This is a genomic window from Rhizobium sp. 10PS4 (genome assembly GCF_032464805.1).
Classification (GTDB): domain Bacteria; phylum Pseudomonadota; class Alphaproteobacteria; order Rhizobiales; family Rhizobiaceae; genus Rhizobium; species Rhizobium laguerreae.
The window spans coordinates 190,368-216,330 of record NZ_JAWDIW010000011.1 but is presented as its reverse complement, the minus strand read 5'-3'; the positions used below and the strand labels follow the sequence as shown (position 1 = coordinate 216,330).

Genomic DNA, 25,963 nt, shown 5'->3' with positions numbered 1-25,963 from the left:
GATGAGACTATCCAGTTGAGCCGCCCTAAAGAGCCAGAATCCAAAATAACCATTGCCGATGTCGCTCGCGCCGCAGGGGTATCGCCGATGACGGTATCGCGCGTGCTCAATGATCGGGGCGGAGCCAGCGCGGAGACCAGTCAGCGCATTATTTTAGCGGCGAGCGAACTCAATTACCGGCCCAATCCCTTTGCGCGCGGGTTGCGGTCCGATCGATCGAAGGCCATCGGCCTTCTCGTTCCCGACATCACCAATCCGTTCTTTCCCGAAGTCATCAGGGGAGCCGAGGATGCCGCGAGCGCCGCCGGCTACAATCTGCTTCTGTCCAATGTCGTCGAAAACAGCAAGCGGGAGGAAGAGCTCATCGAAACGCTGCTGCGGCACCGGGTCGACGGGATCATCGTCTGCAGCCCGCGGCTGCCCGATGCCGCGCTGCACAAGGCGCTTGCGCCCCACCGCGCCGTGGTGCTCATCAACCGCGAGGCGCCCAACGAGGTCGCCGGGACGATCGTCACCGACTACGAGACGGGAGCTTCGCGTGCCATCGACCATCTCGTCGAGCGCGGGCGCCGCAGGATCGCGATCATCGCCGGGCCGCGCAGTTCGTTTGGCGGCAAGAGCCGTCTTGTCGGCTTTCGCAAGACGCTGGCAGCCCACGGGCTCAAGGCGCAAGGCATCGTTTATTGCGATCCCACCGCGGCAGGCGGCCAAACGGCGGCCGCGCAATTGCTGGCGGAGGCGCCCGGCATCGATGCTCTCGTCTGCTACAACGACCTTAACGCAATTGGCGCCATGAAGGTCTGCCGGGCCGCCGGTATTTCGATCCCCGGGCAAATCGCCCTGATCGGTTTCGACGATATTCCGACTGCCGAACTGCTGTCCCCGGCGCTCACCACCTTGCGGGTGCAAAAACGCGAAATGGGAGAGGAAGCCGTGCGTCTGCTGCTCAGCCGCATCGCCACCAGAAATCGCCAGCACGGCATCGTCATCGTGCCCGAGCTCATCATCCGCGAAACAACCTGAACGCCCGGAGCATGATGCCGAAAAGTGTGAGCGGTTTTCGGAAGACATCATGCTCCAACTCTTAAAGCTTGGAACAGGAGGAGTATCCGATGGATATCAGCAATCTGCAGTCACTGGCCCTGCCCGAGGAGAAGAAGGCCTGGTTCGTCCACGACCGGTTCGGCATGTTCGTGCATTGGGGGCTTTACGCCCTGCCGGCACGCCATGAATGGGTCAAGAGCCGCGAAGAACTTGATGATGCCGACTACCAGAAATATTTCGATCATTTCGATCCCGATCTCTACGACCCCAGAGAATGGGCCAGACGCGCAAAGGCGGCCGGCATGAAATATGTCGTGCTGACCACCAAGCACCACGAAGGCTTCTGCCTCTGGGATACCAAGGCGACCGACTTCAAGGTGACCAACACGCCTTATGGGCGGGATCTGCTGGGTCCATTCGTCGACGCTTTCCGCGCAGAGGGCCTGAGGATCGGGTTCTACTATTCGCTGATCGACTGGCATCATCCCGACTTCACGGTCGATCCGCGCCACCCGCAGCGCAATCATCCCGATGCGCTGAAAATCAACGAAGGCCGCGACATGCAGCGCTATGCCGCCTTCATGCGCGCGCAGGTCCGCGAATTGCTGACTGAGTTCGGGCAGATCGACATCATGTGGTTCGATTTCAGCTATCCGCAATGGAAGCTCGGAGAATTGGTCGGAAAGGGCCATCAGGATTGGGAAAGCGAGAAACTCGTGCGCCTGGTGCGCGAGCTTGCCCCCGACATCATCATCAACAATCGGCTCGATCTCGCCGGCCTGCAGCCCGACATCGTCACGCCGGAGCAATATATGCCGCGCGCCCGGCCGCTCCGCGATGGCAGACGCGTCGTCTGGGAAGCGTGCCACACGCTCAGCGGTTCCTGGGGCTATCACCGAGACGAAGATACGTGGAAAAGCACGGAACAACTGGTGCAGATGTTGGTAGGTACCGTTGCCATGGGCGGAAATCTGCTGATGAATGTCGGCCCGACGGCGCGCGGCACGCTCGACCACCGAGCGATTGCGGCCCTTGCCGCTTATGAGGAGTGGATGGCGCTGCACGAGCGCAGCATCGTCGGCTGCACCCAGTCCGACTTCACCGCGCCGGCCGACTGCCGCCTGACCCAGAATGGCGATCGTCTCTATATCCACCTCTTCAACTGGCCCTATCGCCATCTGCATTTCGATGCGCTGGCGGGGAAAGTCGAATATGCGCAATTCCTGCATGATGGCAGCGAGGTCACCTGGCTGCGCCCGTCCGCCAATACCTTGTGGGCAAACACCCAGTTCCCCGTCGGTGATGATCAAATGACATTCGTCCTGCCGGTGCGCCGACCTCAGATCGTGGTCCCGGTCATCGAAGTTAAGCTCAAGGCGGGGAGCTCCTCCGGCATTCAGGATTAAAGGGCGGCGGACGATCGCGCAGCTGAGATAGATTGCCCGAGCGGGCGGGGCATATGCCGGCTCAGAACGGCTCCGCCCCGCCATAAGCCGACAGTGGCTTACGGATTGGCTTCGGTGGTTTCCACGAAGAGCTGGTTGAGTTGTTTCATCTCGAGCGCATGGGCGCGCCTTCTGAGGGCGGCAGCCTGTTTGAGCGTTGCAAGATTGTCAGTTGTCTCGATGAGGTGGGCATCGGCGACGAGCACCTCCGCCTCAATCCTTCCCTGCTCTCGCAATTGCCAGACATCCCTGACGCGAAATTGAACCATTATAACGCCGAAAAGTGCCACGAGCGCGGAAGCGGTCATTGGCAGCCAATTGGGGACAACCGGGCCGTAGGCGGAAAACAACGATGAGAGACCGCTCAAAACGATGATCCCCAATGTGAGAAAATTCCAGAGATATTGATTGACCTTGGAGGAGCGCGCATAGCCGTTTCGATGTGTTCGAAGGTCACGCAAAGCCTGCCTTTTGATCTCGGCTGCATCCGATGGAAGCATGCTTTCGGCCGTTTCTTGCTCGATCTCCCGTCTTGCTGCCAAAATCACGTTGATGACGGCGATAGTGATCCCGAAGGTAATCATGAACCAGGCGATGTAGTGCAAGGGGACGTCGTCGAGAATGACGTTTGACAAAAACGAAGGTTGAAAAAATTCAATTAAAGCACCAAACGATATCAAGAATATAGACAGGGCAACCACGGCTATCGAAAGCATCGCTGCTATATTTCTATATCTGCCAGTCAGTGTCATTTTCTTCAGTTGAGCGTGGTCATCCCCCTCCCTTCTGAACAAATCCATCATCCTATCCTCGAGACTATAGGGTTAACCATAGTCAACCTTTTACCACGCCAGAAAGCAAGTAACGTTTGTGAAGTAATACTTTACGGATCGAATTTCCGGCTACCCTCGCTAATGTACGGGCCGGGGCAGCCTCCGCGTCTTCAATCCGGTCGCTTCAGGCTACGCTGATCGCCGGCTGCCGGCCGAGATCGCGGGCAATATATTCCTGGTTCTGTCGGACGATCTGCGCGGCGTGAGCGATCGTCAGCCGCCTGACAGCCACTTGAAAACCGGCGCTGCCCGAGCGGGCAGGAGATGGGGCCTGCTCAGGAGAATGGCTCGGTCGGTCCCGCCGCCGGATTGGTCAGCCAGCATGGTCCCTCGGCGGTCATGTACAAATGGTCTTCCAGCCGGATCCCGAATTTCCCGGGGAAGACGATCATCGGTTCGTTGGAAAAACACATGCCGGCGGCAAGCGGCGCGTCGTTGCCGCGAACGATGTAGGGTTCCTCGTGGATCTCGAGCCCGAGGCCATGACCGGTGCGATGCGGCAAACCTGGCAGGCGATAGTTGGGGCCGAGGGAGTGTTTGGCAAGCACCTTGCGGGCCGCATCGTCGAGGCTCGAGCAGGCGGCGCCGATCCGGGCTGCGTCGAAGACGGCCTGTTGCGCCTCGCGCTCGATCCACCAGGCCCGTTCGAATGCGCTTTCGCCGCCCTCCAGCATATAGGTCCTGGTGATATCGGAATGATAACCGTCGATCCGGCAGCCTGTATCGATGAGAATGACGTCATCGCGACCAAGGACCTGATCGCCGTCGGCGCCATGCGGAAGCGAGGTCGCCGCGCCGAAGGAGACGATGCAGAATGTCGAGCCGGCATCAGCGCCGGCCTGGCGATGCTGCCGGTCGATGAAATCGACCACCTCGGATGATTTGATGCCCGGCTTCAAAAGCCCATGCACTTGCCTGTGGACGTCAAGCGTCAGGTCCATCGCATACTGAATGAGGGCAATCTCCGCGGCCGATTTGATGCAACGCAGGTCGCGGATCAGCCGCCCGCTATCGGCAAGCCTCACCGCGCCCATCTCCGCTGCCAATGCATGATAGAAGAAAAGCGGCAAACCATCGTCGAGGGCAAGTCTGCCGCCCTGGGCAACAAGGCGGGCGATGAGAACGGCACTGCTCTCCTCCTCTTCCCAGACCAGGATTTCCCCCGGCAGATGCGGCAGCGTTTCGACACGGCTGCGCTCGAACCCCGGAACGATGTAGGAAATGGTCGCGGACGTGACGAGCGCGCCGAGGAACCTCTCGCTTGGATGCCAGACCAGCCCCGTGAAGTAATGCAGGCTTTCGGTCGGCCCAAGAAGCACGGCAGCCAATCCTTCGGCTTCGATCATTTTGCGAAGCCTGGCGAGGCGGTTCTGCCGTTCATCCTCAGTTATGCGGGGTACCGTATGCTGCCACGACATGTTGTTTTCCTGCTTTTCCTGCGCTTCCAGATCGATGAAGCCCTCGCCTTGCAGCCAGGATCTTGAACCGACACTAATGCCGCTGTAGGCAATATGTCGACATGAAAATGAGGAGAGCGATGGCCGCCATGGCTTGCTGAAGCTTGAAGACGCACCGCTGCCGGGCTTTCGCTCGAAACGGCGCGCCACGTAGCCAATGTGCAGGCATGGGTGACCAACGAATTCGAACATGACGGCGTTCGCCAGTCGGCGGCTGTCCTGCGCAGGCTGATAAACTTGGTCAGGGAGCAGGGCGCCCCCTCGCCTCCTGAGGCTCCAACGGTTCCATTGCTCTCGTCGCGTCAGGACATGCTGATCGCCACCGGCCGGTCGAGGTCGCGGGCGATATATTCCTGGATCTGGCGGACGATCTGGGCGGCATGGGCGATCGCCAGTTGGTCGGCCCGCTCGACGTCGCCGGCCTCGATCGCGGCGATCATTTCCTCGTGTTCATCGACATACTGGCGCGGCAGGCGGTCGTCGAATGTCGAGTAGTAAAGGCGCAGGATGCGGCGGCCCTCGTCGAGCAGCCTGGCGAAGAAGGCCGTGTAATAGGGATTGCCGGCAAGCTCGGCGATCGAAACGTGAAATTCGCGGTTCGCTTCGATCATCGCATAGGCGTCGCGCGCGGCAACGGCGTCGGCGAAGTCCTTCTGATGCCGGCGGACGGTCTTCATGATCTCAGCGTTTCGCCGTTGTGCGGCGCCGCGCGTCGTCACCCGGTACATCAGCGTCAGCGCTTCGAAATAAGTGGGCAGGCTTGCGAAATCAATGGTCGCAACGATCGTGTTCCTGTTCGGCAGCGTCGTGACGAGCCCGTCGGCGGCGAGCCGCAACAGCGCCTCGCGAATGGGAGTCCGCGACATCCGAAAACGTTCCGACAGCCGCACCTCGTCGAGCGGACTGCCAGGCTCCAAGGCCATCGACAGGATTTCCCGGCGGAGCGTGACATAGACGCTCTGCGTGCCAGAGCCGCGCACCCGCACATTTTCCGCGTCGTTCCGCATCCGTCCGCCCTCTTTCGTTAGAGCTTTGTATTTCGTTTCAGCCGATTCTCGCAATGTCGGACTTCGGGGGCCTCAAATTTGTAAGCTCACATCATTGAATCTTGTCGACAGTTTGTATATAAGGCAACTAATTTCAACGAGGCTCGATCAATGACCACAGGATGGAAGGGCGTATTTCCCGCCGTAACGACACAGTTCAACGATGATCTTTCCGTTGATTTGCCCTCGACCCAGCGCGTCCAGGACGCGCTTGTAAACGATGGCGTCAACGGACTGATCGTCATGGGCACATGTGGCGAGAACAATTCGCTGGACCCCGATGAGAAGCGCACGATCTTGAAAGCTGCCGTCGAGGTCGTCAACGGCCGCGTTCCCGTGGTCACCGGCGTGTCCGAATTCGACACGCGCCGTGCCGTCGCCTATGCTCGCGACGCCGAAAAGCTCGGCGCCGACGGCCTGATGCTGCTGCCGGCCATGGTTTATGTACCGAAGCCCGAAGAGCTGATTGCACATTTCCGCACCGTCGCCGAAGCGACCTCGCTGCCGATCATGCTTTACAACAATCCGCCGGCCTACCGCGTCAATATCGGCGCCGATGTGCTGAAGGTGCTTGCCGACGTGCCGAACATCAAGGCGGTCAAGGAAAGTGCGCCGGATCCGCGCCGCTTCACCGATCTCATCAATGAATTCGGCGATCGTTTCGATATCTTCGCAGGTCTCGACGACGTCGCGCTTGAGGGCCTGATGCTCGGTGCCAAGGGCTGGGTCTCGGGCTTGACCAGCGCCTTCCCGGAGGAATCCGTGCAGCTCGTTGCCGCCACCGAACGCGGCGACTGGGAAGAGGCCCGCAAGATCTATCGCTGGTTCATGCCGCTTCTGCATCTCGATGCCGAACACGACCTCGTGCAGTCGATCAAGCTTGCCGAGCAGATTATGGGCCGCGGCTCCGAGCGCGTTCGCATGCCGCGCATGCCGCTTTCGGGCGCCCGCCGCGCCGAAGTCACCGCCATGGTCGAGAAGGCCGCTGCCACGCGTCCTTCGAAGATCCGCCAGGCTGCCTGATCAACGAGGCCGGCGACCCCGCGGTTGCCGGCCTTTCCGTGTTTGCGGTTCAGGCAAGCGCCAGCGACCGGCCGCTCGCCGGATCGAACAGATGCATCTGGTTCATGTTGAACGAGAGCGGCATCGTCGACATCGGCCTGGGCCCGCTCTCGGGATCGATGCAGGCGCAAAGGCTTGCCTCGCCGATGCCGAAATAGACCATGGTCTCCGGCCCGAGTGGCTCCACAAGATCGATCTTCGCTTCGATGTCGGCATAACCAGGACGGGTCTGGCGGTCGGTGATCGATTCCGGCCTGATCCCGAACACGACTGATTTGCCGGCGTGGCTGGCGTAGTCGCCGGCGCGCGCCTCCGGCACTAGAAGCTCGCTACCGTCGGTCAGTTTGACGACGAGACCCTTCTCTCCTGATAGCAGCGTCGCGGACAGGAAATTCATCGACGGTGAGCCGATGAAGCCGGCGACGAATTGGCTGACGGGCCGATGATAGAGCGCCTGCGGCGGTCCCGCCTGTTCGATGATACCACCATTCATCACCACGACACGATCCGCCATGGTCATCGCCTCGACCTGGTCGTGCGTGACGTAGACGGTCGTCGTCGGCAACAGCTGGTGCAGCCGCTTGATCTCCGTGCGCATCTGCACGCGAAGCTTGGCATCGAGGTTGGACAACGGCTCGTCGAAGAGAAAGACTTTCGGGTTCCGCACGATCGCGCGTCCCATCGCGACGCGCTGACGCTGGCCGCCCGAAAGCTGGCCCGGGCGCCGGCCGAGCAACTCGCTGATATGCAGGGTTTCCGCCGCCCTGATGATACGGGCGTCGATCTCGCTCTTGGCGAGCTTCTGCTGCTCCAGGCAGAACGAAATATTCTCCCGCACCGTCATGTGCGGATAGAGCGCGTAGTTCTGAAAGACCATGGCGATATCGCGTTTGCCCGGGCCAAGCCGGTTGACGACCTGGTCGCCGATCACGATCTCACCGCCGGTGATGTGTTCGAGACCCGCGATCATGCGCAATGTCGTCGATTTTCCGCATCCCGACGGGCCTACGAAAACGACGAATTCATTGTCTTCGATGTCAAGGCTGATGCCGCGCACGGCCTCGTAGATGCCATAGGATTTGACGATGCTCTTGAGTTCCAGCCGTGCCATGGTTTTCTCCTAGACCTCCTGCAGCCAGATCGCCATCGCTCCGGGCTCGCGATTGGCCCAGAGGTGATAGGGGATCGCCGTGAAGGGCCGCTCCTTCAGCGAGGGAGGCGCGGTGCGATAGAGTGCATTCTGCCAATCGGCTATATCGGCTTCGAGCGCGGTGCCTTCGAGGACGGTCGCTCCGCCGAGAAGCGCGGCATCGTAACGGGCAGAAATTTCCTCAGATGCCGGCAGGCGGAGCCGCTGCGGCTCGCCGCCGAGGTCCGTCTCCTCGATGCAATAGACGACAGGCCCGCGCCGCAGCGCGACACGTCCGCCGTCTTCGGAGACGGCAGGATGTGCGTAGATGCGCTCGACCGGCATCGAGAAGCCGATGCGGACCTCGTCACCATTGCACCATTCCCTTGATATTGCGGCATAACCCTTCGTCACGCATTGATTGAGATCGACGGCAACGCCGTTGACCGAGATCTGCGCCTGCCTGCACCATCCGGGAATGCGAAGACGAAGCTGAAACCGGCTTGGCCGCTCGACGGCGAACCGCAGGCTGATGTCGCCATCCCAGGGATATTGCGTCTCCTGTACCAGGCGCACGAAGCTGTCGCCGACTGTCAGCTCGGCGGAATTGGTGCCGTAGAGATGGACGGCGAGTTCATGATCATCAGTCGAATAGAAATATTGGCCGAGCGACGTGATGAAACGGGCAATGTTGGTCGGGCAGCAGGGGCAGTAATGCCATTTCCACCGGCGGTGCTGCCCGTGGCTTTCAAGGACGTTCTCATAGAAATAATGTTCGCCGTCGCGCGAGATGCCGGAAAGCGCGCCGTTGTAGAGCACCGTTTCCAGCCTGTCGGTGAACTTGCTATCGAGATCGACCTGCGCCATGCGATGGCTCCAGAAGCCGAGCGCGACGGCTGCGCATGTCTCAGCATAGGCCGTCTCGTTCGGCAGGTCGAATTCCCGGGTGAACCCTTCATTGGATGCCGATGGGCCAAGGCCGCCGGTCACGTAGAGCTGGCGGCTGACCAGATTGTCGAAAAGCCGGTCGCAGGCCTCCTTCAATGTCGGATCGTCGTTTTCACGGAAGAGATCCGCCATCGCAGAAAACAGGTACATGGCGCGAACCGCGTGTCCGACGACCTGGTGCTGGTCGCGCACCGGCATATGAGCCTGGCTATAGGCATATGTCTTGTAGACGTAATCATCAGGGCTCTCGCCGCGCTTGCGAGCCTCCTCGTCGTAATATGACGGCATCCGGCCGCGTTCGTCGACGAAATAGGTCGCAAGCTCCAAATGCCGCGGATCGCGCGTCACGCGATAGAGCTTGACCAGCGCCAGCTCGATTTCCTCATGGGCATCGTAACCCCTGAGCTTTCCGGACTCCGCACCGAAGGTGGCGATGATATGATCGACTGCGCGGATCATCACATCGAGGAAGCGACGCTTTCCCGTCGCCTCGTAATAGGCGACGGCCCCTTCCAGCAAGTGGCCCATCGCATACATCTCGTGCAGGTCGCGCAGATTGGTCCAGCGCCTGTCCGGCTCGCGGCGAATGAACCAGCTGTTGAGGTAGCCATCCGTCATCTGCCCTTTTTCCAGCTTTTCGACGATGGCATCGATCTTCGTTTCGAGCGCAGCATTCGGGTGAGCCTTCAGCGTGTAACTTGCGGCCTCGATCCATTTGCCGAAGTCGGAATCGAAGAAATGCTGCATCGACAGTCCGCTCGGCTGGATCGGGCGCACCAGCGGCCCGGCCGGCTTGTCAAAATCGAGCACCTCGAGGAAGCCCTCCTCTTCCAGCCGCTTGTGCTGCGTCGGGATGGTGACGTTGCGGACCGTCTCCGTCCAGCTCTGCCAGAAACCGCCATCGAATACGATACCGGAATGGTCGGCAGGTCTGTATCGCTGCCGTCCCGCGGCGCGTGCCGGTTGAAAGCGAGGTGAGCTGGTCATGAGGACTCCTGAGCGGACGAGCGCTGTTACTTCACGGCGCCGGCCGTCAGGCCGCGCACGTAATATCGTTGCAAGAGAAGGAAAAGCAGGATGCAGGGGACCATGGTCACGGCTATACCGGCCTGAAGCGCGCCCCAGTCGATGATGCCATAGATGCCCGACGAAACATTCACCAGCATGATCGGCAGCGTGAACTTGTTCTGATCGGACAGAAAGATGAGGGCGGCGAGGAATTCGTTCCAGGAATTCAGGAAGGCGAACATGGCAACGGTGGCGACACCGGGAAGCGCGATCGGCAGCATGATCCGGCGCAGGATCGTCGCCTGCGACGCGCCATCTATCCGCGCCGCTTCGATCAGCGCCTTCGGCACCGCGTCGAATGCGTTGCGCATCATGAAAACGGAAAAAGGAAGCTGGAAGGTCACGTAGATCAGCACCAGGCCGAAAAGATTGTTCTGCAGCCGGAAGACTTTCAGGATCAGGAAAAGCGGTGTCAGGATCGACTGGAACGGGATCATCATCGTCGCCATGATCAGCACGAAGAGCAGCGACTGGCCGGGAAAGCGGAATTTCGAAAAGCCGTATCCCGCCGGCACCGATACGAGCACCGTCAGGATCACCGTTCCGGCGGCAATCAGCACCGAATTGCCGGCATAGACGTACCAGCCGGCGCCGACATGTTCGAGACGGCGGTAATTTTCAAGCGAGAAGGCTTTCGAGAAAAGCGCTGCCGGATCGGCAAGTGCTGCGGCCGCGGGCTTGAAGGAATTGGCGAAGGACCAGACGATCGGCATCACAAAGAAGACGGCAAAGACGCATGCCGTCAGAACGAAGGCGAGATAACCGAGCCGCTCGCTCGCCGGCTTCGCTGCGAGATTGTGGTTGAGCCGTTCCATCAACCTTCCTCCGGCCGCTGGCGCAACAGGACAAACTGGATCGCGCTGATCGCCACCAGCACGACGAGCAGGGCAAAGGAGATCGCCGAGCCATAACCGAGACGGTAGGATGAGAACGACGCGAGATAGATCGAGAAGACCGCGGAGATCGTGCTGTTCTCAGGGCCGCCCTGGGTGATGATGAAGAACTGGTCGAAGGCCAGCATCGATGAAGTGACGTTGAGGACGAGCGCCAGCACCACCGAGTTCCTCATCAAAGGCAGTGTGATCCGGCGAAACCGGCTCCAGACGCTGGCGCCGTCGATCCTGGCGGCTTCGATGACGTCGTTCGATATGCTCTGAAGGCCGGTTAGGAGGATGATCATCGTGAAGCCCGCCGTTTTCCAGACGACCATCAGGATGACGACGCCGAGTGCTGGCCAGAAACTCTCGAGCGGCCTCGGCGCGCTGTCGATGATGCCCGCTCCACGCAGCAGCTGCGCAAAGACGCCGCTATCTGGATTGAGCAGCCACATCCACAATGTCGAGGCCGCCCCGAAGCCGATGACGACAGGCATGAAATAGATCGTGCGGAAAAAGCCGGCGATCCGCAGCGGCCGGTCGACGAGCAGCGCCAAAGGAAAGGCCACCAGGAAGATCGCAGCCGTGACGAGCACCGTGTAGAGCAGCGTGAAGCCCAGGGAATGCCAGAGCTGGGTGTCGCCGATCAGTTCGGCATAGTTGGAAAGGCCGACGAACTTGGTCCGGCCGAGAAGCGGCCAGTTGTAGAAGCTCATCCAGACCGTCATGACAAGCGGCACGAGGAAGAGCACGACGATGAACAGCAAGCCGGGCAGGATGAAGGCAAGGCCGAGCCAACCCTTCGGCTCGGGCTCTCCGGTTGCGGCTGTGCGCCTCCGGTTGCGAAGTGTCGAGGGTATCACCGCAACTCCTCCTTCCGTTTGAATGTCGAGATGTGAAGGGAACGGCAGGGCATCCGTGGACACCCTGCCGAAGCCCCGCCGGATTCAGTTCGGATTGGTGCGTTCGAGGATGCGGGTGAAGTCGGCCTGCGTCTTGGCGATCGTTCCGTCGACATCGTCACCGAAGATCGTGCCCTGGATCAGATTGAGGAAGGGTCCGGTGCGGCTGACGAAGAGTTCGTCCGACGAAAATGTGTAGGGCGTGCGCGCCTTGGCGAGGATATTGTAGGCGACGAGATTGCGCGGGTCGAACTTCGCATAGGCTTCCGCTGCGAGATCGGTGCGCGACGGCATCCCTGATTCCTGGGTGATATAGACCTGCTGCTCGGGCTGCATGTAGAAATTGACGAAGTCGAGCGCGACTTTCTTCTTCTCGTCGCTGATGCCCTTGATCAGGGAAAGCGTATCGCCGCCGGCGAAGCTCGATTCACCACCCTTCGGCCCGGGGATGGGTGCGACGGCGAATTTCACGTCGGGATATTTGCTGGTCAGCAGATTGACGATGTAGGAGCCGGTCATCAGGATGCCGACCTTGCCCGAGGCGAAGGCCTCGACGGCATTGTTGCCGTTGCCGGAACGCGAGGTCGGATGGATCGCACCGGCCTTCCACATATCGCGATAGGCAGCGATGGTCTCACGCAGCGCCGGCGTATCGACCGTGGCGCTGCGGCCGTCATCACTCAGCACATCGGCATTGGCGGCCCAGAGATGCGGCAGGAAGTCGTAGATCAGCCAGCTTCCCGAATTCGCCACGAAATAGAAGCCGTAGGTCTCGTTGCCGAGCGCGGTGATCTTTTTGGCATCGGCGGCGATCTCTTCCATCGATGCCGGCGCCTTGTTGGGATCGAGGCCGGCCTTGGTGAACAGATCGGTGTTATAGGCGATGATAGAGGCATCCGGCAGGGCCGGCACGCCGTAGATCTTACCGTCATAGGTGGCAAGGCGGATGTGCGACGGGCTCATTGCGGAGGAATAAGGCAAGCCCTTCACGAAGTCGGAGATATCCTCGAGACCATCCGCGGCGGCAAAGGTTGGGAGGTAGATCAGGTCGAGCACGGCACCGTCAGGAGCCGCGCTGCCGGCAATCGCCGCACCCAGCTTCGGCACCATCTGCTCTGCCGTGATCTGGGTAACCTTGACCTTGTCGGAGTGCGATGCGTTGTATTTGTCGGCCAGTCCCTGAAGGACGGCGCCGGACGACGTGCGCACCCATAGGGTGATTTCTTCGGCGCTGGCGAGAGAAGAGCTTGCCAGCAGCGCAAGAGCAGTGATCGTTGTTTTCAGTCGAAGCATGCTTGTTCCCCTTTTTCTCGTTCAGGCCTCAGGCCTTCGGACGAAACGGACGTTAAATCAGAATTTTTTTGGTGTCGACAGTCTGTGTGCATAAATCTGGCATGCGATTGATAAAACCTTTTAACAGCACGATTTTTTCTGCTAAAAGCTTTTAGCATGAATTGAAGACGAGGCGCTGCTTGAAGAATACCGGTGATCGGAGACGGACGATCTACGACGTGGCGAAGGCTGCGGGCGTCAGCATTTCGACGGCGTCGAACGCGCTGAACGGCACCGGCCGAACGAATGCGGAGACGCGCGAACGGGTCCGGCGTGTGGCAGAAGAGATCGGGTTTCGGCCGAACGCACTCGCCCGTGGGTTGCTAAGCAAGCGAAGCCATGCGATCGGCATGCTGACCAACGACACCTATGGCAGACTGACGCTGCCGATGGCGGCAGGGGTATCGGAGGTACTGGTCGATCACGGCGTGTCCGTCTTCCTCTGCGCCACGAACAATGATCCAAGGCTCGCCCAGTTGCACCTGGAGGCGCTTCTCGATCGGCAGGTCGACGGCATCATATTCACCGCGACGCGCCTCGATCTCACGCCGCCAGTCCAGCTATCCCGCTTGCCGATACCCGTCGTCTACGTCTTTGCCGAGGGGCCGGCTGACAGCGTCACCTTCTTTCCGGATGACGAACAGGGCGCCCGCCTCGCCGTCGATCACCTGAAAGAACTCGGTCGATCGCGGATCCTCCACATCACCGGCCCGCGGGATTACCTGGCCGCTCGCATCCGCGCCCAATCCTATCTCGACGCCTGCGGCGACGGTGCCGAAGCGATGTTCGGCGACTGGTCGGAGGAATGGGGTCACGAAGCCGTCCAGACGGTGTTTGCCCGGCCCGGCCCAAAGCCCGACGCCATCTTCTGCGGCAGTGACGAGATCGCCCGCGGCGTCATCGACGCGCTGCGCGACCTCAATGTGCATATTCCCACGGATGTCGCCGTGGTCGGCTTCGACAATTGGGAGGTCGTCGCACGGCAAACGCGCCCGCCGCTGACCACCATTGACATGGAGTTGAAGGAACTGGGCCATCGCGCCGGCCTGGCTATCCTCAGCCTCTCCAAGGGTGAACCGGTCCCCACCGGCATCACCAGATTGCCGTGTCGCCTGGTCGTGCGGCAGTCTTGCGGCAGCCCCCTTCGATCCGACTGAAAACGACGGCAACGAACAGAGACGCGGCGACGCCGTCGCTATTATTTGTCCGTGGAATTGCCGGAACGGGTCAGGCTGTTGCGGCTGACCAGTGAGGGTATCTGGAAAATATGCTCGGAAGCGGTGCGGCCTTCTATTCTGGAAATGAGGGCTCGGGTTGCGACCTGACCGAGTTCCCTGCCCGACTGATCGATACTTGCGAGATTGACGAGGCCGAGTGCTGCGGTCGACGAATTGTCGTATCCGATGACGGCGAGATCTTCGGGCACGCGCACGCCCATCTCCATAGCCAGGCTCAGAAGGGTGATCGCGTCGAGATCGCTCCAGCAGAATACGGCGCGCGGCCTGTCCTTCCTCGATAGGAATTTTCGCATCGCCTCTTCCCGCTTTGGCGAAGCAATCGGAATTTTGCCGATCGCTGGCGAGGAACCGAGCCCGCCACGCTGCATCGCCCGGCGAAACCCGATCTCACGCTGGCGGACGACGGAGACCGCGTGCCCCTGGCGCTCGCCGAGGCTGAGCATTTCGATGTCGCGATAGCCGCAGGCAAGAAGCGCTTCGACGGCGATCTCCGCGCCGCGCTGATCGTCGGCATTGACGGTATCGAAGGCAGTAGCGCTGGCATCGTGGTAACCGACCGCGACGATCGGTATCTGGACTGCGAACTTTGCGAGGATCTCCGAGGGCAAACGCGGCGCAACAAGGATAAGGCCGTCCATCTTGTAGTCGATCATCGACTCGATCAACGACGTCTCCAGCTGCACGCGCGCATCGCTGACGCCGATCATTGCCTGGTAGTGCGAAGGCGCCAGCACCCCGTTTACGCCGGCAATCACCTCCGGAAGGAAAGGATTGCGGATGTCGATCAGGAGCACTCCGATGGTGAAACTCCGGCCACGCAGTCCTCTAGCTGCCCGCGAGGGGCGATAGGCGAGTGCCTCGATGGCATCAGTCACCCTTGCGCGCAGCGCATCACTGACGCCATAGGCGTTTCGCATCACCTTGGAAACCGCTGCGACCGATACGCCTGCGTGAGCTGCCACGGTCCGGATCGTCACGCGATCGGTTCGTTGCGGCCTTTGTTTGTCTTCGATTGACATGAAATCTCTGGCTTGCTGCTGCGAGTCGTCAACAAGCGCCCGCAGAACCACCATGGCAGACTGGCAACCAAATTTCTATTGCGCTTTCGAAGAAAATGTAGAACGTTATATGGAGAACGTTCTACAACTCGTCGGGAGGACTTGATGAACTTTCAGCCGGCAGCCATCAGCGGCAACCTCGTTTCGCGTGCCTGGTCCGGGGATATGATCGCGCCACTATCGGATGGCGGCCAGGGAACGGCCGCAAGCTTCGTCTCCAAGACTTTCGAACATGATGGCGCCAAGCTCCCCGTCGATCTCTTCATCTCCGCACTTGGCCTCTATCGCTGCTTCATCAACGGCGTTCGTGTCGGCAGCGACCTGTTGACACCAGGTTGGACGAACTACGACGATCGCCTTGCCTATCAGCGATATGACGTCTCGAACCTGCTAAAGCCGGGGCCGAACCGGATCGAGATCTGGCTTGCCGACGGATGGTACCGATCGCCCTTGATGTGGGGCGCCAAGGCGATCCCGAACTGCTGGGGCGACAGGATCGGCGCCATTGCGGATCTGATCGGCGCTGATGGCACCGTTCTTTCCACCGACACGACATGGCGAAGCGGTGTTCTGCCGATCCTGCAGTCGGGGATCTACTTTGGCGAAGTCTATGATGCCCGCCAGGAAAACTATGCCGAGACCCACGGCACCGAGAAACTGCCGTTCGACAGGGCACTGCTCGTCGCGCATGAAACTGCGGCGGTGCGGGAGTTGCAGCCGCTTGCTCCGGTCGAAAGCTGGACCGACGATGGCGGCAGGACGGTCTATGATTTCGGCCAGAATGCCGGCGGCTATGTTAGATATACCGTCCGAGGCGCTGCCGGCGCCGAAGTCCGGGTGGAGCATTCGGAAGTTCTCGGTCCCGATCGTCATTTCGACAATCGCAACTATCGCACGGCCGCCGCACATACCGTCTACACCCTGCGGGGAGACGGCGATGAAACCTACGCGCCGCATTTCACCTTCCACGGCTTCCGTTATGCCAGAGTGACGATCGAGGGCGATGCGAAGCTCCTCGCAATCGCGTCTATCCCGATCTCGTCAGTACCCGAGCCCGCCGGCGGCTTCACCTCGGGCAATGCGCTGGTCAATCGCCTCGTCCAGAATACCATCTGGTCGCAGCGTGCCAATTTCGTCGAAGTGCCGACCGATTGCCCGCAGCGCGATGAGCGCTTGGGCTGGACGGGCGATGCCCAGGTGTTTGCCGCGACGGCGTGCTGGCTGAGCGACAGCCAGTCGTTCCTGAGGAAATATCTGCGCGATGTGATGGCCGATCAGCGCGAGGACGGCGCCGTCTCGCATTTCTCGCCGGATCCGACACGTTTGCATCCGGCCAATTTCCCGGGCTTTGCCGGTTCGACCGGCTGGGGCGATGCAATTGTCGTCATCCCCTGGGTTCTCTACACCCATTACGGCGATCGGGCCGTTTTGTCGGAGTGCCTGGGTTCCATGGTGCGCTGGGTCGATTTCGTCTGGTCGATCTCGGATGGCCCGCTCGTGCGTCCGCCCTCGCATTGGGGCGCCCGCGGCTTCACCTTCGGCGATTGGCTGCAGCCGGTCGGCGACAACCGAAAGCCTCGCCCGACGATCGCCGACGACTGCGCGGCCACGCTCTATCACTTCATCTCGACCGACCTTCTGGCAAGGATCGCAGCCACTCTCGGAGAGCATGCCCTTGAAGAGAAGATGAAACAGCGCGCAGGCGAGATCCGGCTGACATTTTCCAACGAGTTCATCACGCCGGCGGGACGGCTCGCGCACAACGATCAGACGTCCTATGCGCTTGCCTTCCTCCACGACCTGATACCGGCGGAGCACACGCAAGCCGCACAGCAGCATTTCCGGCAGGTGATCATCGATGCCGACTACAAGATCGGCACCGGCTTCATCGGCACGCCGGCCCTGCTGCCGGCGCTGACGAAGCTCGGCATGGACGATCTGGCCGAAAAAGTCTTCCTGCAGGAGGATGTGCCGGGCTGGCTCTACCAGGTGTCGAAGGGGGCGACGACGATCTGGGAGCGCTGGGATTCCATGGCGCCTGACGGCACCATCTACGAACCCGACATGAACAGCTACAACCACTATGCCTATGGCGCGGTCTGCCAGTGGCTATTCGAAAGCGTCGCCGGAATTTCGCCAAGTCCGAGCGCACCCGGTTTTGCCGAGGTGATCGTCGATCCGGCGCCGATTCCGTCCCTTTCGCCGGTTTCGGCCCATCATGATATCAGCCAGGGACGCATCGAGGCCGGCTGGCAGTGCGACGGCAACATGGTCACCTATGTGTTGACACTTCCGGAAGGCTGCACAGGCCGCTTCCGACCAGGAAAGCGGCATCAAAACCCGTCGCTCAACGGAGAGCCCGTCGTCGAGGAAGCCGTTCTTGCCCCGGGGACGCACCGACTGGTCTTTTCCCTACCCAATTCTTGAGGAGCATACACGTCGCACCGTTCAGAGGAGGAACGTCATGACACATCGGATAAAGCTCATTCTTGCGGGCGCGTCCGCGCTTTTGGCACTGGTCGCGGCCGGGCCGTCGCATGCAGACACCACGCTGTCATTCCTGATCGACAATAACCCGGACACCGTCGCGGCGGCCGAGGCACTGGTTGCCGCCTATCAGACAAAGGCGCCCGACGTGACCATCGAAATCGAGCAACGGCCAGGCGGTGGCGAGGGCGACAACATCGTTAAGACGCGCCTGGCGACGGGCGAGATGTCTGATGTGTTCCTCTATAATTCCGGCTCGCTGCTACAGGCGCTGAAGCCGGCACAGACGCTTGTCGATCTGAACGGTCTGTCGTCGCAGGCGAAGGTCGACGACGGTTTCAAGTCAGTCGTCCGCGCCGACGACAAGCTCTACGGTGTTCCCTTCGGCACGGCGATGGCGGGCGGGATCCTCTACAACAGGAAAATCTACCAGGACCTCAGCCTCTCCATCCCGAAGACATGGGCGGACTTCATGGCGAACAACGAAAAGGTCAAAGCATCAGGAAAGGTCGCCGTGGCGCAGACCTATCGCGACACCTGGACCTCGCAGCTGTTCGTTCTGGCTGACTATTACAACCTGCACGCGGCCGTGCCGAACTTCGCCGCCGACTATACCGCCAACAAGGCGAAATACGCCGAGACGCCTGCGGCCATGAAAGGCTTCGAACGGCTGAAGAACGTTCACGACGCCGGCCTGATGAACGAAGATTTCGGCGCGGCAAGCTACGACGATGGCCTGAGAATGGTAGCGACCGGCGAGGCAGCGCATTATCCGATGCTGAGCTTCGCCGTCGGTGCGCTCAAACAGAATTATCCCGAAAACCTCAACGATGTCGGCTTCTTCGCGCAGCCGAGCGACGACGCCGCAACCAACGGCTTGACGGTCTGGATGCCGCCAGCCCTTTACATTCCGTTGACCAGCCAGCACGCCGAGGAAGCACGGAAATTCGTCGATTTCGCCGGAAGCGTCGAGGCTTGCAAGATCATGGTGGAAACCAATGCCGTTCAGGGGCCTTCTCTGATCGACGGCTGCGACCTGCCAGCCGACGTGCCGCCTGCGATAAAGGACATGCTCCCCTATTTCGAGGCGAAGGACAAGACAACCACGGCGCTGGAATTCGTTTCGCCGATCAAAGGACCGGCTCTCGAGCAGATCACCGTCGAAGTCGGCTCCGGTATTCGCCAGCCGGCCGACGCGGCAAAGCTCTATGACGACGACGTGCGCAAACAGGCCAAGCAGCTCGGCCTGCCCAACTGGTAGCGTTCTTTCGGGTCAATTAACCTCGCTCCTGATGGAGCGAGGCTCCACCCGATCGAAGAGGTCGTCATGACAGAGACACGCCCCCGCTCGCGCAAATCGCCCTACCCGCTGTGGTTTTTCATTCCGGCCGCAATCATCTACGGCGTGCTGTTTCTGGTTCCCACGGTATCCTCTCTCTGGTTCAGCCTGACACGCTGGGATCTTTCGACCGCCGAATTCATCGGGCTCGAAAACTTTCAGCAGTTCTTTTCCGAACCCTTCCTGGTCAAGGGACTGGTCAACACGCTGATTTATGCCGTGACGACATCCGGCCTGAAGACGGTCTGCGGGTTGCTGCTCGCCGTGATGCTGACCAGCAATATTTTCGCCCGTGGTTTCCTGCGCACGCTGGTCTTCTTTCCCGTTCTGGTCTCGACGATCGGCATCGGCATCACCTTCACGGTGATGATGCATCCCACCAGGGGCATCATCAATGTCACGCTCGAAACGCTCGGCATTCCCGGCCCGGGATGGCTCACCAATCCGGCACTCGCGCTTTTTTCCGTGGCGCTCGTCGATCTCTGGAAGGGTGTCGGCCTCGCCACACTGATCTTCATCGCCGGCCTCGCTGCGATCAGCCCTGACTATTATGAGGCGGCCAGAATTGACGGCGCCACACGCCCCCAGCAATTTTTCCGGATCACTCTGCCGCTTGTGCGTCCCGCCACCATTACCGTGGTGACATTGTCGCTGATCGGCGGGCTTCGATCCTTTGACCTGATATGGGCGATGACCCGCGGAGGGCCCGGTTTCTCCTCTGATGTGATCGCTTCGGTCATCTACAAACAGTACCAGGCGGGCTTCTACGGTCTGTCGACCGCTGGAAACGTCATCCTGTTTGCGCTGATTGCAGTGATCATCCTGCCACTCACCCTTTGGTTCAACCGACGTGGGGTCGAAGAATGAGAAGCTCCCGCCCTTACGTGACCGGCGCGATAGCCCTTGCTGTGGCTGCCGTCGTCTTCGTGATGCCTTTCGTTTTCGTCGCTCTGCAGGCGGTCAAATCGAAATCCGAAGCGTCCCGCCTCAATTTCGATTTGCCTGAGCAGTGGCTGTTCTGGGATAATCTGGTGGCCGTTTTCAAGGCGCGCGACTACCAGCTCGTGCTCGCCTATTTCAACTCCTCGCTGATCACCGTGGTCTCTGTCACGATCCTGATCCTACTTTCGGCGATGGTCGGCTATGTAATGCAGCGCCGCAAGACCGCCTGGAACAGGGTGGCCTCCATTGCCCTTTTCATGGGTCTGATGATGCCCCCAGCCGTCGTGCCAACCATCGGCCTCCTGCAGGAGATCGGTCTCTTCAAGACCATGACCGGGATGATCCTGATCCAGGTCGCCTACAATCTCTCTTTCTCGACCCTGCTCTACCGGTCGTTCATCTCGACCATACCGCGCGACCTCGACGAGGCGGCGCTGATCGATGGCGCCAAGCCCCGGCAGATTTTCTTCAGAGTGATCCTGCCGCTGCTGAAGCCGGTGACCGTCACCAACATCGTCGTTCAGTCCATTGCGATCTTCAACGATTTCACCAACCCGCTCTACTATCTTCCGGGCAAGGAGAACGTGACCGTGCAACTGACGCTCTATAACTTCCAGAGCATGTACACGAGCCAGTACAATCTCCTGTTCATGAATATCCTCCTCGTGACGATCCCGCCGCTGATCGTCTTCATCTTCTTCAACCGGCAGATCGTCGCGGGCATGACGGCTGGCGCAGTCAAAGGGTAGCAGAATGGCTGAGCTCACTCTCAAACAGGTTCGCAAGAGCTTTGGCGCCCTTGAAGTCATCAAGGGGATCGATCTGGAGGTTGCCTCCGGCGAGTTCGTCGTTTTCGTCGGCCCATCTGGATGCGGAAAGTCGACGCTGCTGCGGATCATCGCCGGCCTGGAGGAAGCGACGTCAGGCGCGCTGACCATCGGCAGCAAGGACGTGACCTATGCCGAACCCTCGGAGCGCGGCATTGCCATGGTATTCCAGAGCTACGCGCTCTACCCGCACATGACCGTGGCGGAGAATATCGGCTTCGGGCTTTCGCTCGCCCGCCGCCCGAAGGCTGAGATCGCCGCCAAGGTGGCGGCAGCCGCCGAAACATTGCAACTCACCCATCTCTTGCAGAGAAAACCTAAAGCACTCTCCGGCGGCCAGAGGCAGCGCGTCGCCATCGGTCGGGCGATCGTTCGCGACCCCGAAGTCTTCCTGTTCGACGAGCCGCTCTCCAATCTCGACGCTTCGCTCAGAGCCCAAATGCGCCTCGAGATATCAGATCTCCACGCCCGCCTGAAGTCGACAATGGTCTATGTCACCCACGACCAGGTCGAAGCGATGACGATGGCGGACAAGATCGTCGTCCTGAATGGCGGAGCGGTCGAGCAGATCGGCAGCCCGATGGAACTCTACCGCAATCCCGCGACACCCTTCGTCGCCGGTTTCATCGGCAGCCCGAAGATGAACCTCTATGGCGGCGAGACCGCGCGGCGAATGAACTGCACGACTTATGGTATTCGCCCCGAACATATCAGGCTTTCGGAAGGTGCCGGGCAATGGCAGGGCAGGATCCGGCATCTCGAGCGGCTTGGCGCCGACGCAATCCTCTACCTCGACGTCCCCGAACTCGGCGAGATGGTCGTGCGTGCCGAGGGCGAGACGCCGTTTGCGTCTGGAATGACGGTCTGGGCAAATCCGGTCGAAGGAGCGGAACATCGATTCTGAGGATGGCACCGCCTGTCGTCTCAGCGTTGAAAAGCTTTCAACCGTTCAGCATCGACCTGATCATGAGCTGCGGAATTTCAGGCGAGAAGACGCGCGGGTTGGCCTTGGTGGATGACCAGTTCGACCGCCTGCTTGTCGAAAGATACGAAGCTCTCGCCGCCAAGCCATGCTCCTTCATGGGCAATCACGCCATCTGCGAAATCGCCACCCGCCTCCAGCATGGCCAGTCCCGCTTCGGCCGCAGGACGGTTCATCACCACATTGCCCGCGTTGAGCAGGTCGTGGATCGTCTGTGAAACATCTTCCTTTGATAGCTTGGCTCCTCGACGCAATATCCACACCAGTTCACATAAGCTCGGCAGGGAAACCGCGATCAATGATGCTTCCTTGAGGAGCTTTGCCGCTGCCCTCCCCTGCTCAGCATCATCCTGCAGGACCGCTCGAGCAAGAATGTTGGTATCGACTGAAACTTTCATTCCTCGCCGGCCCAGCCCGAAGCCGCGATTTCGTTCATCTTTTCGATGGTCAACGGCTTTTTCATCTTGCCAGCATGCCGACCGATAAAATCGTCGATTGTCCCCGTTGGACGAGCAGCCTTTACCCGCAACTCGCCCCCAGGCAGCTTGTCGAATTCGATCCGCTCCCCCGGTTTGACCCCAAGGTGCGTCAGCAAATCCCGTCTCAGCGTGATCTGCCCTTTCATGGTGACGGCAAGGGAAGCCATGGAAAATCTCCTATCTTCAACCCATACAAAAGTAATGGAATTTTTCCTTACATTCAAGGCTCGAGCGATACGGACTTTGCCTTCGCTTTGCCTTCACCGGCCTTGTTCGTGCGTGACTCACTCCAACCGAAGAAAGAGGCCCGATAAGGCCCTTCTTAGAACCGGTCGGGACGCAGGGGCGTCAGATCGACCGCCGGGCGCTGTCCTGCGACCAGCTGGGAAACGAGATAGCCGGTCAAAGCCGACAGCGTCAGTTGCGGCAGGTATCTCCAGACGATCGCCAGGGGACCGAGCGGATTGAGCAGTATGCCCGGCACACGCCAGAGGACGCCCGGCGTCGCGACGGGAACGACGCCGTGCGGCGCAAAGGTGCAGGCATTTCCATAGGAGCAAGCCTGCCGGTAGGATGCATCGCCCAAGGGCGGCGCCGGATCGATAATCGTGACCCCGCTGCCTCATTCTTTGCAGCCGTGCAGAGGCCGACCAATCCGGCACCGACCACAGCCACATGCCAGCGCTCGGCGTCGGGCAAGGGCTGAAGGTCGGGAAGCAGCGTGTTCATCGCCTAGACCAGGCCTGCTAAGGCGCGGGGACGATCGTTCAGCGTGGCGGCAATGATGCGCAGCGCCGTTGCAAGTTCATCACGCGACGATGCGCAGCCGACATTGACGCGAACGGCATGCTCGACGGGCTGACGGTCGCAGGCAAAGGCGGTGGCAGCCATGACGGCAACGCCATGGGCGCGCAGATTGGCGGCAAAATCCTCGCATCGCCATGGCGCCGGCAACCTCAGCCATAAAAACATGCAGCGCGGATCGGCGGAGAAGGAATGGCCGGCAAGGATCGTCGTGACGATCGCGTGGCGTGCGCGCAGCTCCGCAAGCTGAGCCTTCAGGATCGCTTCGGCCGTGCCGTCCTCCAGCCAGCGGGTCGCAAGCAGCAGCGGCAGCGGAGAGGGCATCCAGGCGGTCGTGCGAACCGCCTCGGCAGACAGCAGCGCCCGGCCGGGCGGGCAGGAGAGATAGCCGACGCGCAGACCCGGCGCCAGCGCCTTGGAGAGCGCTGATATATGGTAGGTTCTGCTCGGCGCAAGCGTGATCAAGGCGCTTGCCCGGGTCCCGAGCATCGGTCCATAGACATCATCCTCTATGATGACGAGATCGTGCTTTTCCGCAACATCGACCAGTTCGCGCCGGCGAGCCTCGCTCATGGTGACGACGGTCGGATTGTGCATCGAGGGAACCGTGAAGACGGCGCGCACGGTCTCCCGGCGGCAGATATCGTCGAGCTCCGCCGCCGACATGCCCTGATCGTCACTTCCAATGCCGATAATGCGGAAGCGGAACATTTGGGCAAGCGCGATCAGGCCGTAATAGGTCAGTCGATCGCAGACGATGGTGTCGCCGGGCTCTATCAGGCTGCTGATCACCGCCAGCAAAGCGTGCTGGGCGCCGCTGGTGACCACGATATCGTCGTCGGACGGGTCGAAACCGTTGAGCGATATCCATTTTCTCGCCGCGTGGCGTGCCCAGGCCGGCCCTTCCGGCGGCTGGTATTCCTGGATCTGGCGAAAGCGCCGGTCGGACGACAGGTCAGGCAAAGATTGCGCCAAGCGCTGCTGGAAATCGTCGACGGCCGGCCGGTTGACCGTCAGATCGATGATACCGGCCGGGCTCGCCGCCCGGTCGACCCGCGGCATGGCGCCGTCGCCCATAACGATCGTGCCGCGCCGGGTGCTGCCCATCACAAGGTTGAGGTTTTGCAATTCGCGGTAGGCGCGCGTGACTGTGGAGACGTTGAGCGACCGCTCCCGCGCGAGGTCGCGCTGCGGCGGGAGCTGGCTGCCGGGGGGCAAGGCGCCCGAGCGGATCCTCGCCTCGAGCTCGCTTGCGAGCTCCAGATAGGCCGGTATCCGCGTTTCCCTCTCCTGATTTGTCCGGGTCACTTCCGATCTTTCAGACATACAATTCCTGTAACAGCGGCATAAATCCTATAAGCCGAACGCGCGCATCAATCACCGTGGCACTGCGATTCAGCTTGCTTTCGTGCGACATAGCACGCTTTTCCCGTGTTTTCGAGACCCTGCCGCCGATACCACACAAAATTATTTGTGTGGCTTGACAAGCCGAAGTAGACCGAGACAATATAGCCCAGCATCGAGACAAAGAGGCAGGGACCCGCCGATGCAAACAGGAGGTATTGATGAGCGAGCGCTTCATTGCTTTCGAAGGCGTGCGTAAATCCTATGACGGCGTCAGCTATGTCGTGCGCGGCCTGGACCTCGACGTCGCCAAAGGGGAATTTCTGACCCTTCTCGGTCCGTCCGGATCCGGCAAGACCACGACGCTGATGATGCTGGCCGGTTTCGAAGCGCCGACCGACGGAACGATCACCCTTGCCGACAACAGGATCGACAGCGTTCCGCCGCATCGCCGCAATATCGGTGTGGTCTTCCAGAATTACGCGCTCTTCCCGCATATGACCGTCGGCGAGAACGTCGCTTTCCCGCTGAAAATGCGCCGGCTCGGCAAGGCCGAGATCACCGAGCGGGTGCGCCGCGCGCTCGACATGGTGCGCATGGCGAGCTTCGAAACGCGGCGGCCCAACCAGCTTTCCGGCGGACAACAGCAGCGCATCGCGCTTGCCCGGGCTCTCGTCTTCGAGCCGCAGCTCGTGCTGATGGACGAGCCGCTTGGTGCGCTCGACAAGCAGCTTCGCGAACATATGCAGCTCGAGATCAAGCACCTGCATGCCCGCCTCGGCATCAATGTCGTCTACGTCACCCACGACCAGAGCGAGGCGCTGACCATGTCGGATCGGGTCGGCGTGTTCAATGACGGCATCCTGCAGCAGATCGCGCCGCCGCATGAGCTCTACGAGACGCCGGCAAACCCCTTCGTCGCAACCTTCATCGGCGAGAACAATGCGATATCAGGCGAGGTCGTCGCGATCGAAAATGCGGTCTGCCGAATTCGCGCGCCCGATGGTTCGATCATTACCGGCCATGCCGGAGAAGGATTGAAGGAAGGCGCACGGGCAACGCTGGTGTTGCGGCCCGAGCGGATTCAGCTGGCGCCAGGAGCCGAGGTTCCGAACCGGTTTACGGCGACGCTCAAGGAAATCATCTATCACGGCGATCATGTCAGGTTGCGCGTCTCAGCCTGTGGCTGCGACGACGTCTTCATCAAAGTGGCAGCCGCCCAGGACATTCCGGTTCATGCGCCAGGCGCGAATACCGTCATCGGCTGGACGCCAGAGGATTGCCGCGTCCTCGCGCTCTCCTGACCGGACATTCATTCTTTC

Annotated in this window: 22 protein-coding genes and 2 pseudogenes; 11 read left to right on the top strand and 13 right to left on the bottom strand. The window is 60.6% G+C overall.

Annotated elements, in window-relative coordinates:
* Nucleotides 1-15: 15 nt before the first annotated feature.
* Together RWJ89_RS21890 and RWJ89_RS21885 are read left to right on the top strand one after the other, a co-directional pair.
* Nucleotides 16-1,023 carry a LacI family DNA-binding transcriptional regulator gene (locus tag RWJ89_RS21890; protein ID WP_077980944.1) on the top strand — a complete coding sequence of 336 codons (1,008 nt, stop codon included), beginning with the start codon at nt 16-18 and terminating at the stop codon, nt 1,021-1,023.
* A gap of 68 nt (nt 1,024-1,091) precedes the next feature.
* Nucleotides 1,092-2,450, top strand: coding sequence for an alpha-L-fucosidase (locus RWJ89_RS21885; RefSeq protein WP_376775283.1), 1,359 nt, complete (start codon nt 1,092-1,094; stop codon nt 2,448-2,450).
* Nucleotides 2,451-2,548: 98 nt separating this feature from the next.
* Here the strand turns inward: RWJ89_RS21885 and RWJ89_RS21880 are convergent, their stop codons facing one another.
* The gene (locus tag RWJ89_RS21880; RefSeq protein ID WP_165503859.1) at nt 2,549-3,289 is read right to left on the bottom strand and encodes a DUF4231 domain-containing protein; all 741 of its coding nucleotides are present in this window, start codon (nt 3,287-3,289) and stop codon (nt 2,549-2,551) included.
* A 308-nt stretch (nt 3,290-3,597) separates the two neighbouring features.
* Nucleotides 3,598-4,740 (bottom strand): M24 family metallopeptidase, encoded by a 1,143-nt coding sequence (locus tag RWJ89_RS21875; RefSeq protein ID WP_222062086.1) that lies wholly within the window; start codon nt 4,738-4,740, stop codon nt 3,598-3,600.
* Between the two features lie 159 nt (nt 4,741-4,899).
* Between RWJ89_RS21875 and RWJ89_RS21870 the strand changes: the two are divergent.
* A pseudogene (locus RWJ89_RS21870) lies at nt 4,900-5,040 on the top strand (alpha/beta fold hydrolase); the annotation flags it as partial.
* 41 nt (nt 5,041-5,081) lie between these two features.
* Here RWJ89_RS21870 and RWJ89_RS21865 read toward each other — a convergent pair.
* Nucleotides 5,082-5,786 carry a GntR family transcriptional regulator gene (locus tag RWJ89_RS21865; RefSeq protein ID WP_168304033.1) on the bottom strand — a complete coding sequence of 235 codons (705 nt, stop codon included), beginning with the start codon at nt 5,784-5,786 and terminating at the stop codon, nt 5,082-5,084.
* Nucleotides 5,787-5,936: 150 nt separating this feature from the next.
* Between RWJ89_RS21865 and RWJ89_RS21860 the strand changes: the two genes are divergently transcribed.
* Entirely contained in the window at nt 5,937-6,848 is a 912-nt protein-coding gene (locus tag RWJ89_RS21860; RefSeq protein ID WP_131665705.1) for a dihydrodipicolinate synthase family protein, read from the top strand.
* Nucleotides 6,849-6,897: 49 nt separating this feature from the next.
* Here the strand turns inward: RWJ89_RS21860 and RWJ89_RS21855 are convergent, their stop codons facing one another.
* The 5 genes from RWJ89_RS21855 to RWJ89_RS21835 all read right to left on the bottom strand — a co-directional run bounded on the left by RWJ89_RS21855 (nt 6,898) and on the right by RWJ89_RS21835 (nt 13,102).
* Complete coding sequence (locus RWJ89_RS21855; RefSeq protein ID WP_222062089.1) at nt 6,898-7,998, bottom strand: ABC transporter ATP-binding protein; 1,101 nt, start codon at nt 7,996-7,998, stop codon at nt 6,898-6,900.
* A 9-nt stretch (nt 7,999-8,007) separates the two neighbouring features.
* Entirely contained in the window at nt 8,008-9,951 is a 1,944-nt protein-coding gene (locus RWJ89_RS21850; RefSeq protein WP_316031424.1) for a glycoside hydrolase family 127 protein, read from the bottom strand.
* Between the two features lie 26 nt (nt 9,952-9,977).
* On the bottom strand, nt 9,978-10,847 hold the full coding sequence (locus RWJ89_RS21845) for a carbohydrate ABC transporter permease (RefSeq protein ID WP_131665702.1): 870 nt from the start codon (nt 10,845-10,847) through the stop codon (nt 9,978-9,980).
* Complete coding sequence (locus tag RWJ89_RS21840) at nt 10,847-11,770, bottom strand: carbohydrate ABC transporter permease (RefSeq protein WP_077980937.1); 924 nt, start codon at nt 11,768-11,770, stop codon at nt 10,847-10,849. Before RWJ89_RS21840 ends, RWJ89_RS21845 begins: the two co-directional genes overlap by 1 nt.
* An 84-nt stretch (nt 11,771-11,854) precedes the next feature.
* Nucleotides 11,855-13,102 (bottom strand): ABC transporter substrate-binding protein, encoded by a 1,248-nt coding sequence (locus RWJ89_RS21835; protein ID WP_316031423.1) that lies wholly within the window; start codon nt 13,100-13,102, stop codon nt 11,855-11,857.
* A gap of 179 nt (nt 13,103-13,281) precedes the next feature.
* Between RWJ89_RS21835 and RWJ89_RS21830 the strand changes: the two genes are divergently transcribed.
* The gene (locus RWJ89_RS21830; protein ID WP_316031422.1) at nt 13,282-14,298 is read left to right on the top strand and encodes a LacI family DNA-binding transcriptional regulator; all 1,017 of its coding nucleotides are present in this window, start codon (nt 13,282-13,284) and stop codon (nt 14,296-14,298) included.
* A gap of 41 nt (nt 14,299-14,339) precedes the next feature.
* Here RWJ89_RS21830 and RWJ89_RS21825 read toward each other — a convergent pair whose 3' ends face one another.
* Nucleotides 14,340-15,398, bottom strand: a complete 1,059-nt coding sequence (locus RWJ89_RS21825; protein ID WP_168282470.1) for a LacI family DNA-binding transcriptional regulator — start codon at nt 15,396-15,398, stop codon at nt 14,340-14,342.
* Nucleotides 15,399-15,542: 144 nt separating this feature from the next.
* Between RWJ89_RS21825 and RWJ89_RS21820 the strand changes: the two genes are divergently transcribed.
* From RWJ89_RS21820 to RWJ89_RS21800, 5 genes are all read left to right on the top strand, one after another.
* On the top strand, nt 15,543-17,864 hold the full coding sequence (locus tag RWJ89_RS21820) for an alpha-L-rhamnosidase (protein WP_168282469.1): 2,322 nt from the start codon (nt 15,543-15,545) through the stop codon (nt 17,862-17,864).
* 37 nt (nt 17,865-17,901) lie between these two features.
* Entirely contained in the window at nt 17,902-19,185 is a 1,284-nt protein-coding gene (locus RWJ89_RS21815; protein WP_168282467.1) for an ABC transporter substrate-binding protein, read from the top strand.
* 66 nt (nt 19,186-19,251) lie between these two features.
* Nucleotides 19,252-20,130 (top strand): carbohydrate ABC transporter permease, encoded by an 879-nt coding sequence (locus RWJ89_RS21810; RefSeq protein ID WP_077980931.1) that lies wholly within the window; start codon nt 19,252-19,254, stop codon nt 20,128-20,130.
* Nucleotides 20,127-20,954, top strand: a complete 828-nt coding sequence (locus tag RWJ89_RS21805; protein WP_077980930.1) for a carbohydrate ABC transporter permease — start codon at nt 20,127-20,129, stop codon at nt 20,952-20,954. Before RWJ89_RS21810 ends, RWJ89_RS21805 begins: the two co-directional genes overlap by 4 nt.
* 4 nt (nt 20,955-20,958) lie before the next feature.
* Complete coding sequence (locus tag RWJ89_RS21800; RefSeq protein WP_316029149.1) at nt 20,959-21,936, top strand: ABC transporter ATP-binding protein; 978 nt, start codon at nt 20,959-20,961, stop codon at nt 21,934-21,936.
* A gap of 77 nt (nt 21,937-22,013) precedes the next feature.
* On the opposite strand, the gene RWJ89_RS21795 is transcribed toward RWJ89_RS21800, so the two are convergent.
* From RWJ89_RS21795 to RWJ89_RS21780, 4 genes and pseudogenes are all read right to left on the bottom strand, one after another.
* Nucleotides 22,014-22,412, bottom strand: a complete 399-nt coding sequence (locus tag RWJ89_RS21795; RefSeq protein ID WP_316031421.1) for a type II toxin-antitoxin system VapC family toxin — start codon at nt 22,410-22,412, stop codon at nt 22,014-22,016.
* Entirely contained in the window at nt 22,409-22,660 is a 252-nt protein-coding gene (locus RWJ89_RS21790) for an AbrB/MazE/SpoVT family DNA-binding domain-containing protein (protein WP_316031420.1), read from the bottom strand. Before RWJ89_RS21790 ends, RWJ89_RS21795 begins: the two co-directional genes overlap by 4 nt.
* A gap of 251 nt (nt 22,661-22,911) precedes the next feature.
* Nucleotides 22,912-23,222, bottom strand: a pseudogene (locus RWJ89_RS21785) (NAD(P)/FAD-dependent oxidoreductase); the annotation flags it as partial.
* 3 nt (nt 23,223-23,225) lie between these two features.
* On the bottom strand, nt 23,226-24,623 hold the full coding sequence (locus tag RWJ89_RS21780; RefSeq protein ID WP_316031419.1) for an aminotransferase-like domain-containing protein: 1,398 nt from the start codon (nt 24,621-24,623) through the stop codon (nt 23,226-23,228).
* A gap of 239 nt (nt 24,624-24,862) precedes the next feature.
* On the opposite strand from RWJ89_RS21780, the gene RWJ89_RS21775 reads away from it, so the two are divergent.
* Nucleotides 24,863-25,945, top strand: coding sequence for an ABC transporter ATP-binding protein (locus RWJ89_RS21775; protein WP_316031418.1), 1,083 nt, complete (start codon nt 24,863-24,865; stop codon nt 25,943-25,945).
* The last annotated feature ends 18 nt before the right edge of the window (nt 25,946-25,963 follow it).

Coding starts and splice junctions, on each gene's coding strand:
- RWJ89_RS21880 (WP_165503859.1), bottom strand. CDS start 3,289: ATGGATTTGTTCAGAAGGGAGGGGGATGACCACGCTCAACTGAAGAAA.
- RWJ89_RS21875 (WP_222062086.1), bottom strand. CDS start 4,740: ATGTCGTGGCAGCATACGGTACCCCGCATAACTGAGGATGAACGGCAG.
- RWJ89_RS21865 (WP_168304033.1), bottom strand. CDS start 5,786: ATGCGGAACGACGCGGAAAATGTGCGGGTGCGCGGCTCTGGCACGCAG.
- RWJ89_RS21860 (WP_131665705.1), top strand. CDS start 5,937: ATGACCACAGGATGGAAGGGCGTATTTCCCGCCGTAACGACACAGTTC.
- RWJ89_RS21855 (WP_222062089.1), bottom strand. CDS start 7,998: ATGGCACGGCTGGAACTCAAGAGCATCGTCAAATCCTATGGCATCTAC.
- RWJ89_RS21850 (WP_316031424.1), bottom strand. CDS start 9,951: ATGACCAGCTCACCTCGCTTTCAACCGGCACGCGCCGCGGGACGGCAG.
- RWJ89_RS21845 (WP_131665702.1), bottom strand. CDS start 10,847: ATGGAACGGCTCAACCACAATCTCGCAGCGAAGCCGGCGAGCGAGCGG.
- RWJ89_RS21835 (WP_316031423.1), bottom strand. CDS start 13,102: ATGCTTCGACTGAAAACAACGATCACTGCTCTTGCGCTGCTGGCAAGC.
- RWJ89_RS21825 (WP_168282470.1), bottom strand. CDS start 15,398: ATGTCAATCGAAGACAAACAAAGGCCGCAACGAACCGATCGCGTGACG.
- RWJ89_RS21820 (WP_168282469.1), top strand. CDS start 15,543: ATGAACTTTCAGCCGGCAGCCATCAGCGGCAACCTCGTTTCGCGTGCC.
- RWJ89_RS21815 (WP_168282467.1), top strand. CDS start 17,902: ATGACACATCGGATAAAGCTCATTCTTGCGGGCGCGTCCGCGCTTTTG.
- RWJ89_RS21810 (WP_077980931.1), top strand. CDS start 19,252: ATGACAGAGACACGCCCCCGCTCGCGCAAATCGCCCTACCCGCTGTGG.
- RWJ89_RS21805 (WP_077980930.1), top strand. CDS start 20,127: ATGAGAAGCTCCCGCCCTTACGTGACCGGCGCGATAGCCCTTGCTGTG.
- RWJ89_RS21800 (WP_316029149.1), top strand. CDS start 20,959: ATGGCTGAGCTCACTCTCAAACAGGTTCGCAAGAGCTTTGGCGCCCTT.
- RWJ89_RS21795 (WP_316031421.1), bottom strand. CDS start 22,412: ATGAAAGTTTCAGTCGATACCAACATTCTTGCTCGAGCGGTCCTGCAG.
- RWJ89_RS21790 (WP_316031420.1), bottom strand. CDS start 22,660: ATGGCTTCCCTTGCCGTCACCATGAAAGGGCAGATCACGCTGAGACGG.
- RWJ89_RS21780 (WP_316031419.1), bottom strand. CDS start 24,623: ATGTCTGAAAGATCGGAAGTGACCCGGACAAATCAGGAGAGGGAAACG.
- RWJ89_RS21775 (WP_316031418.1), top strand. CDS start 24,863: ATGAGCGAGCGCTTCATTGCTTTCGAAGGCGTGCGTAAATCCTATGAC.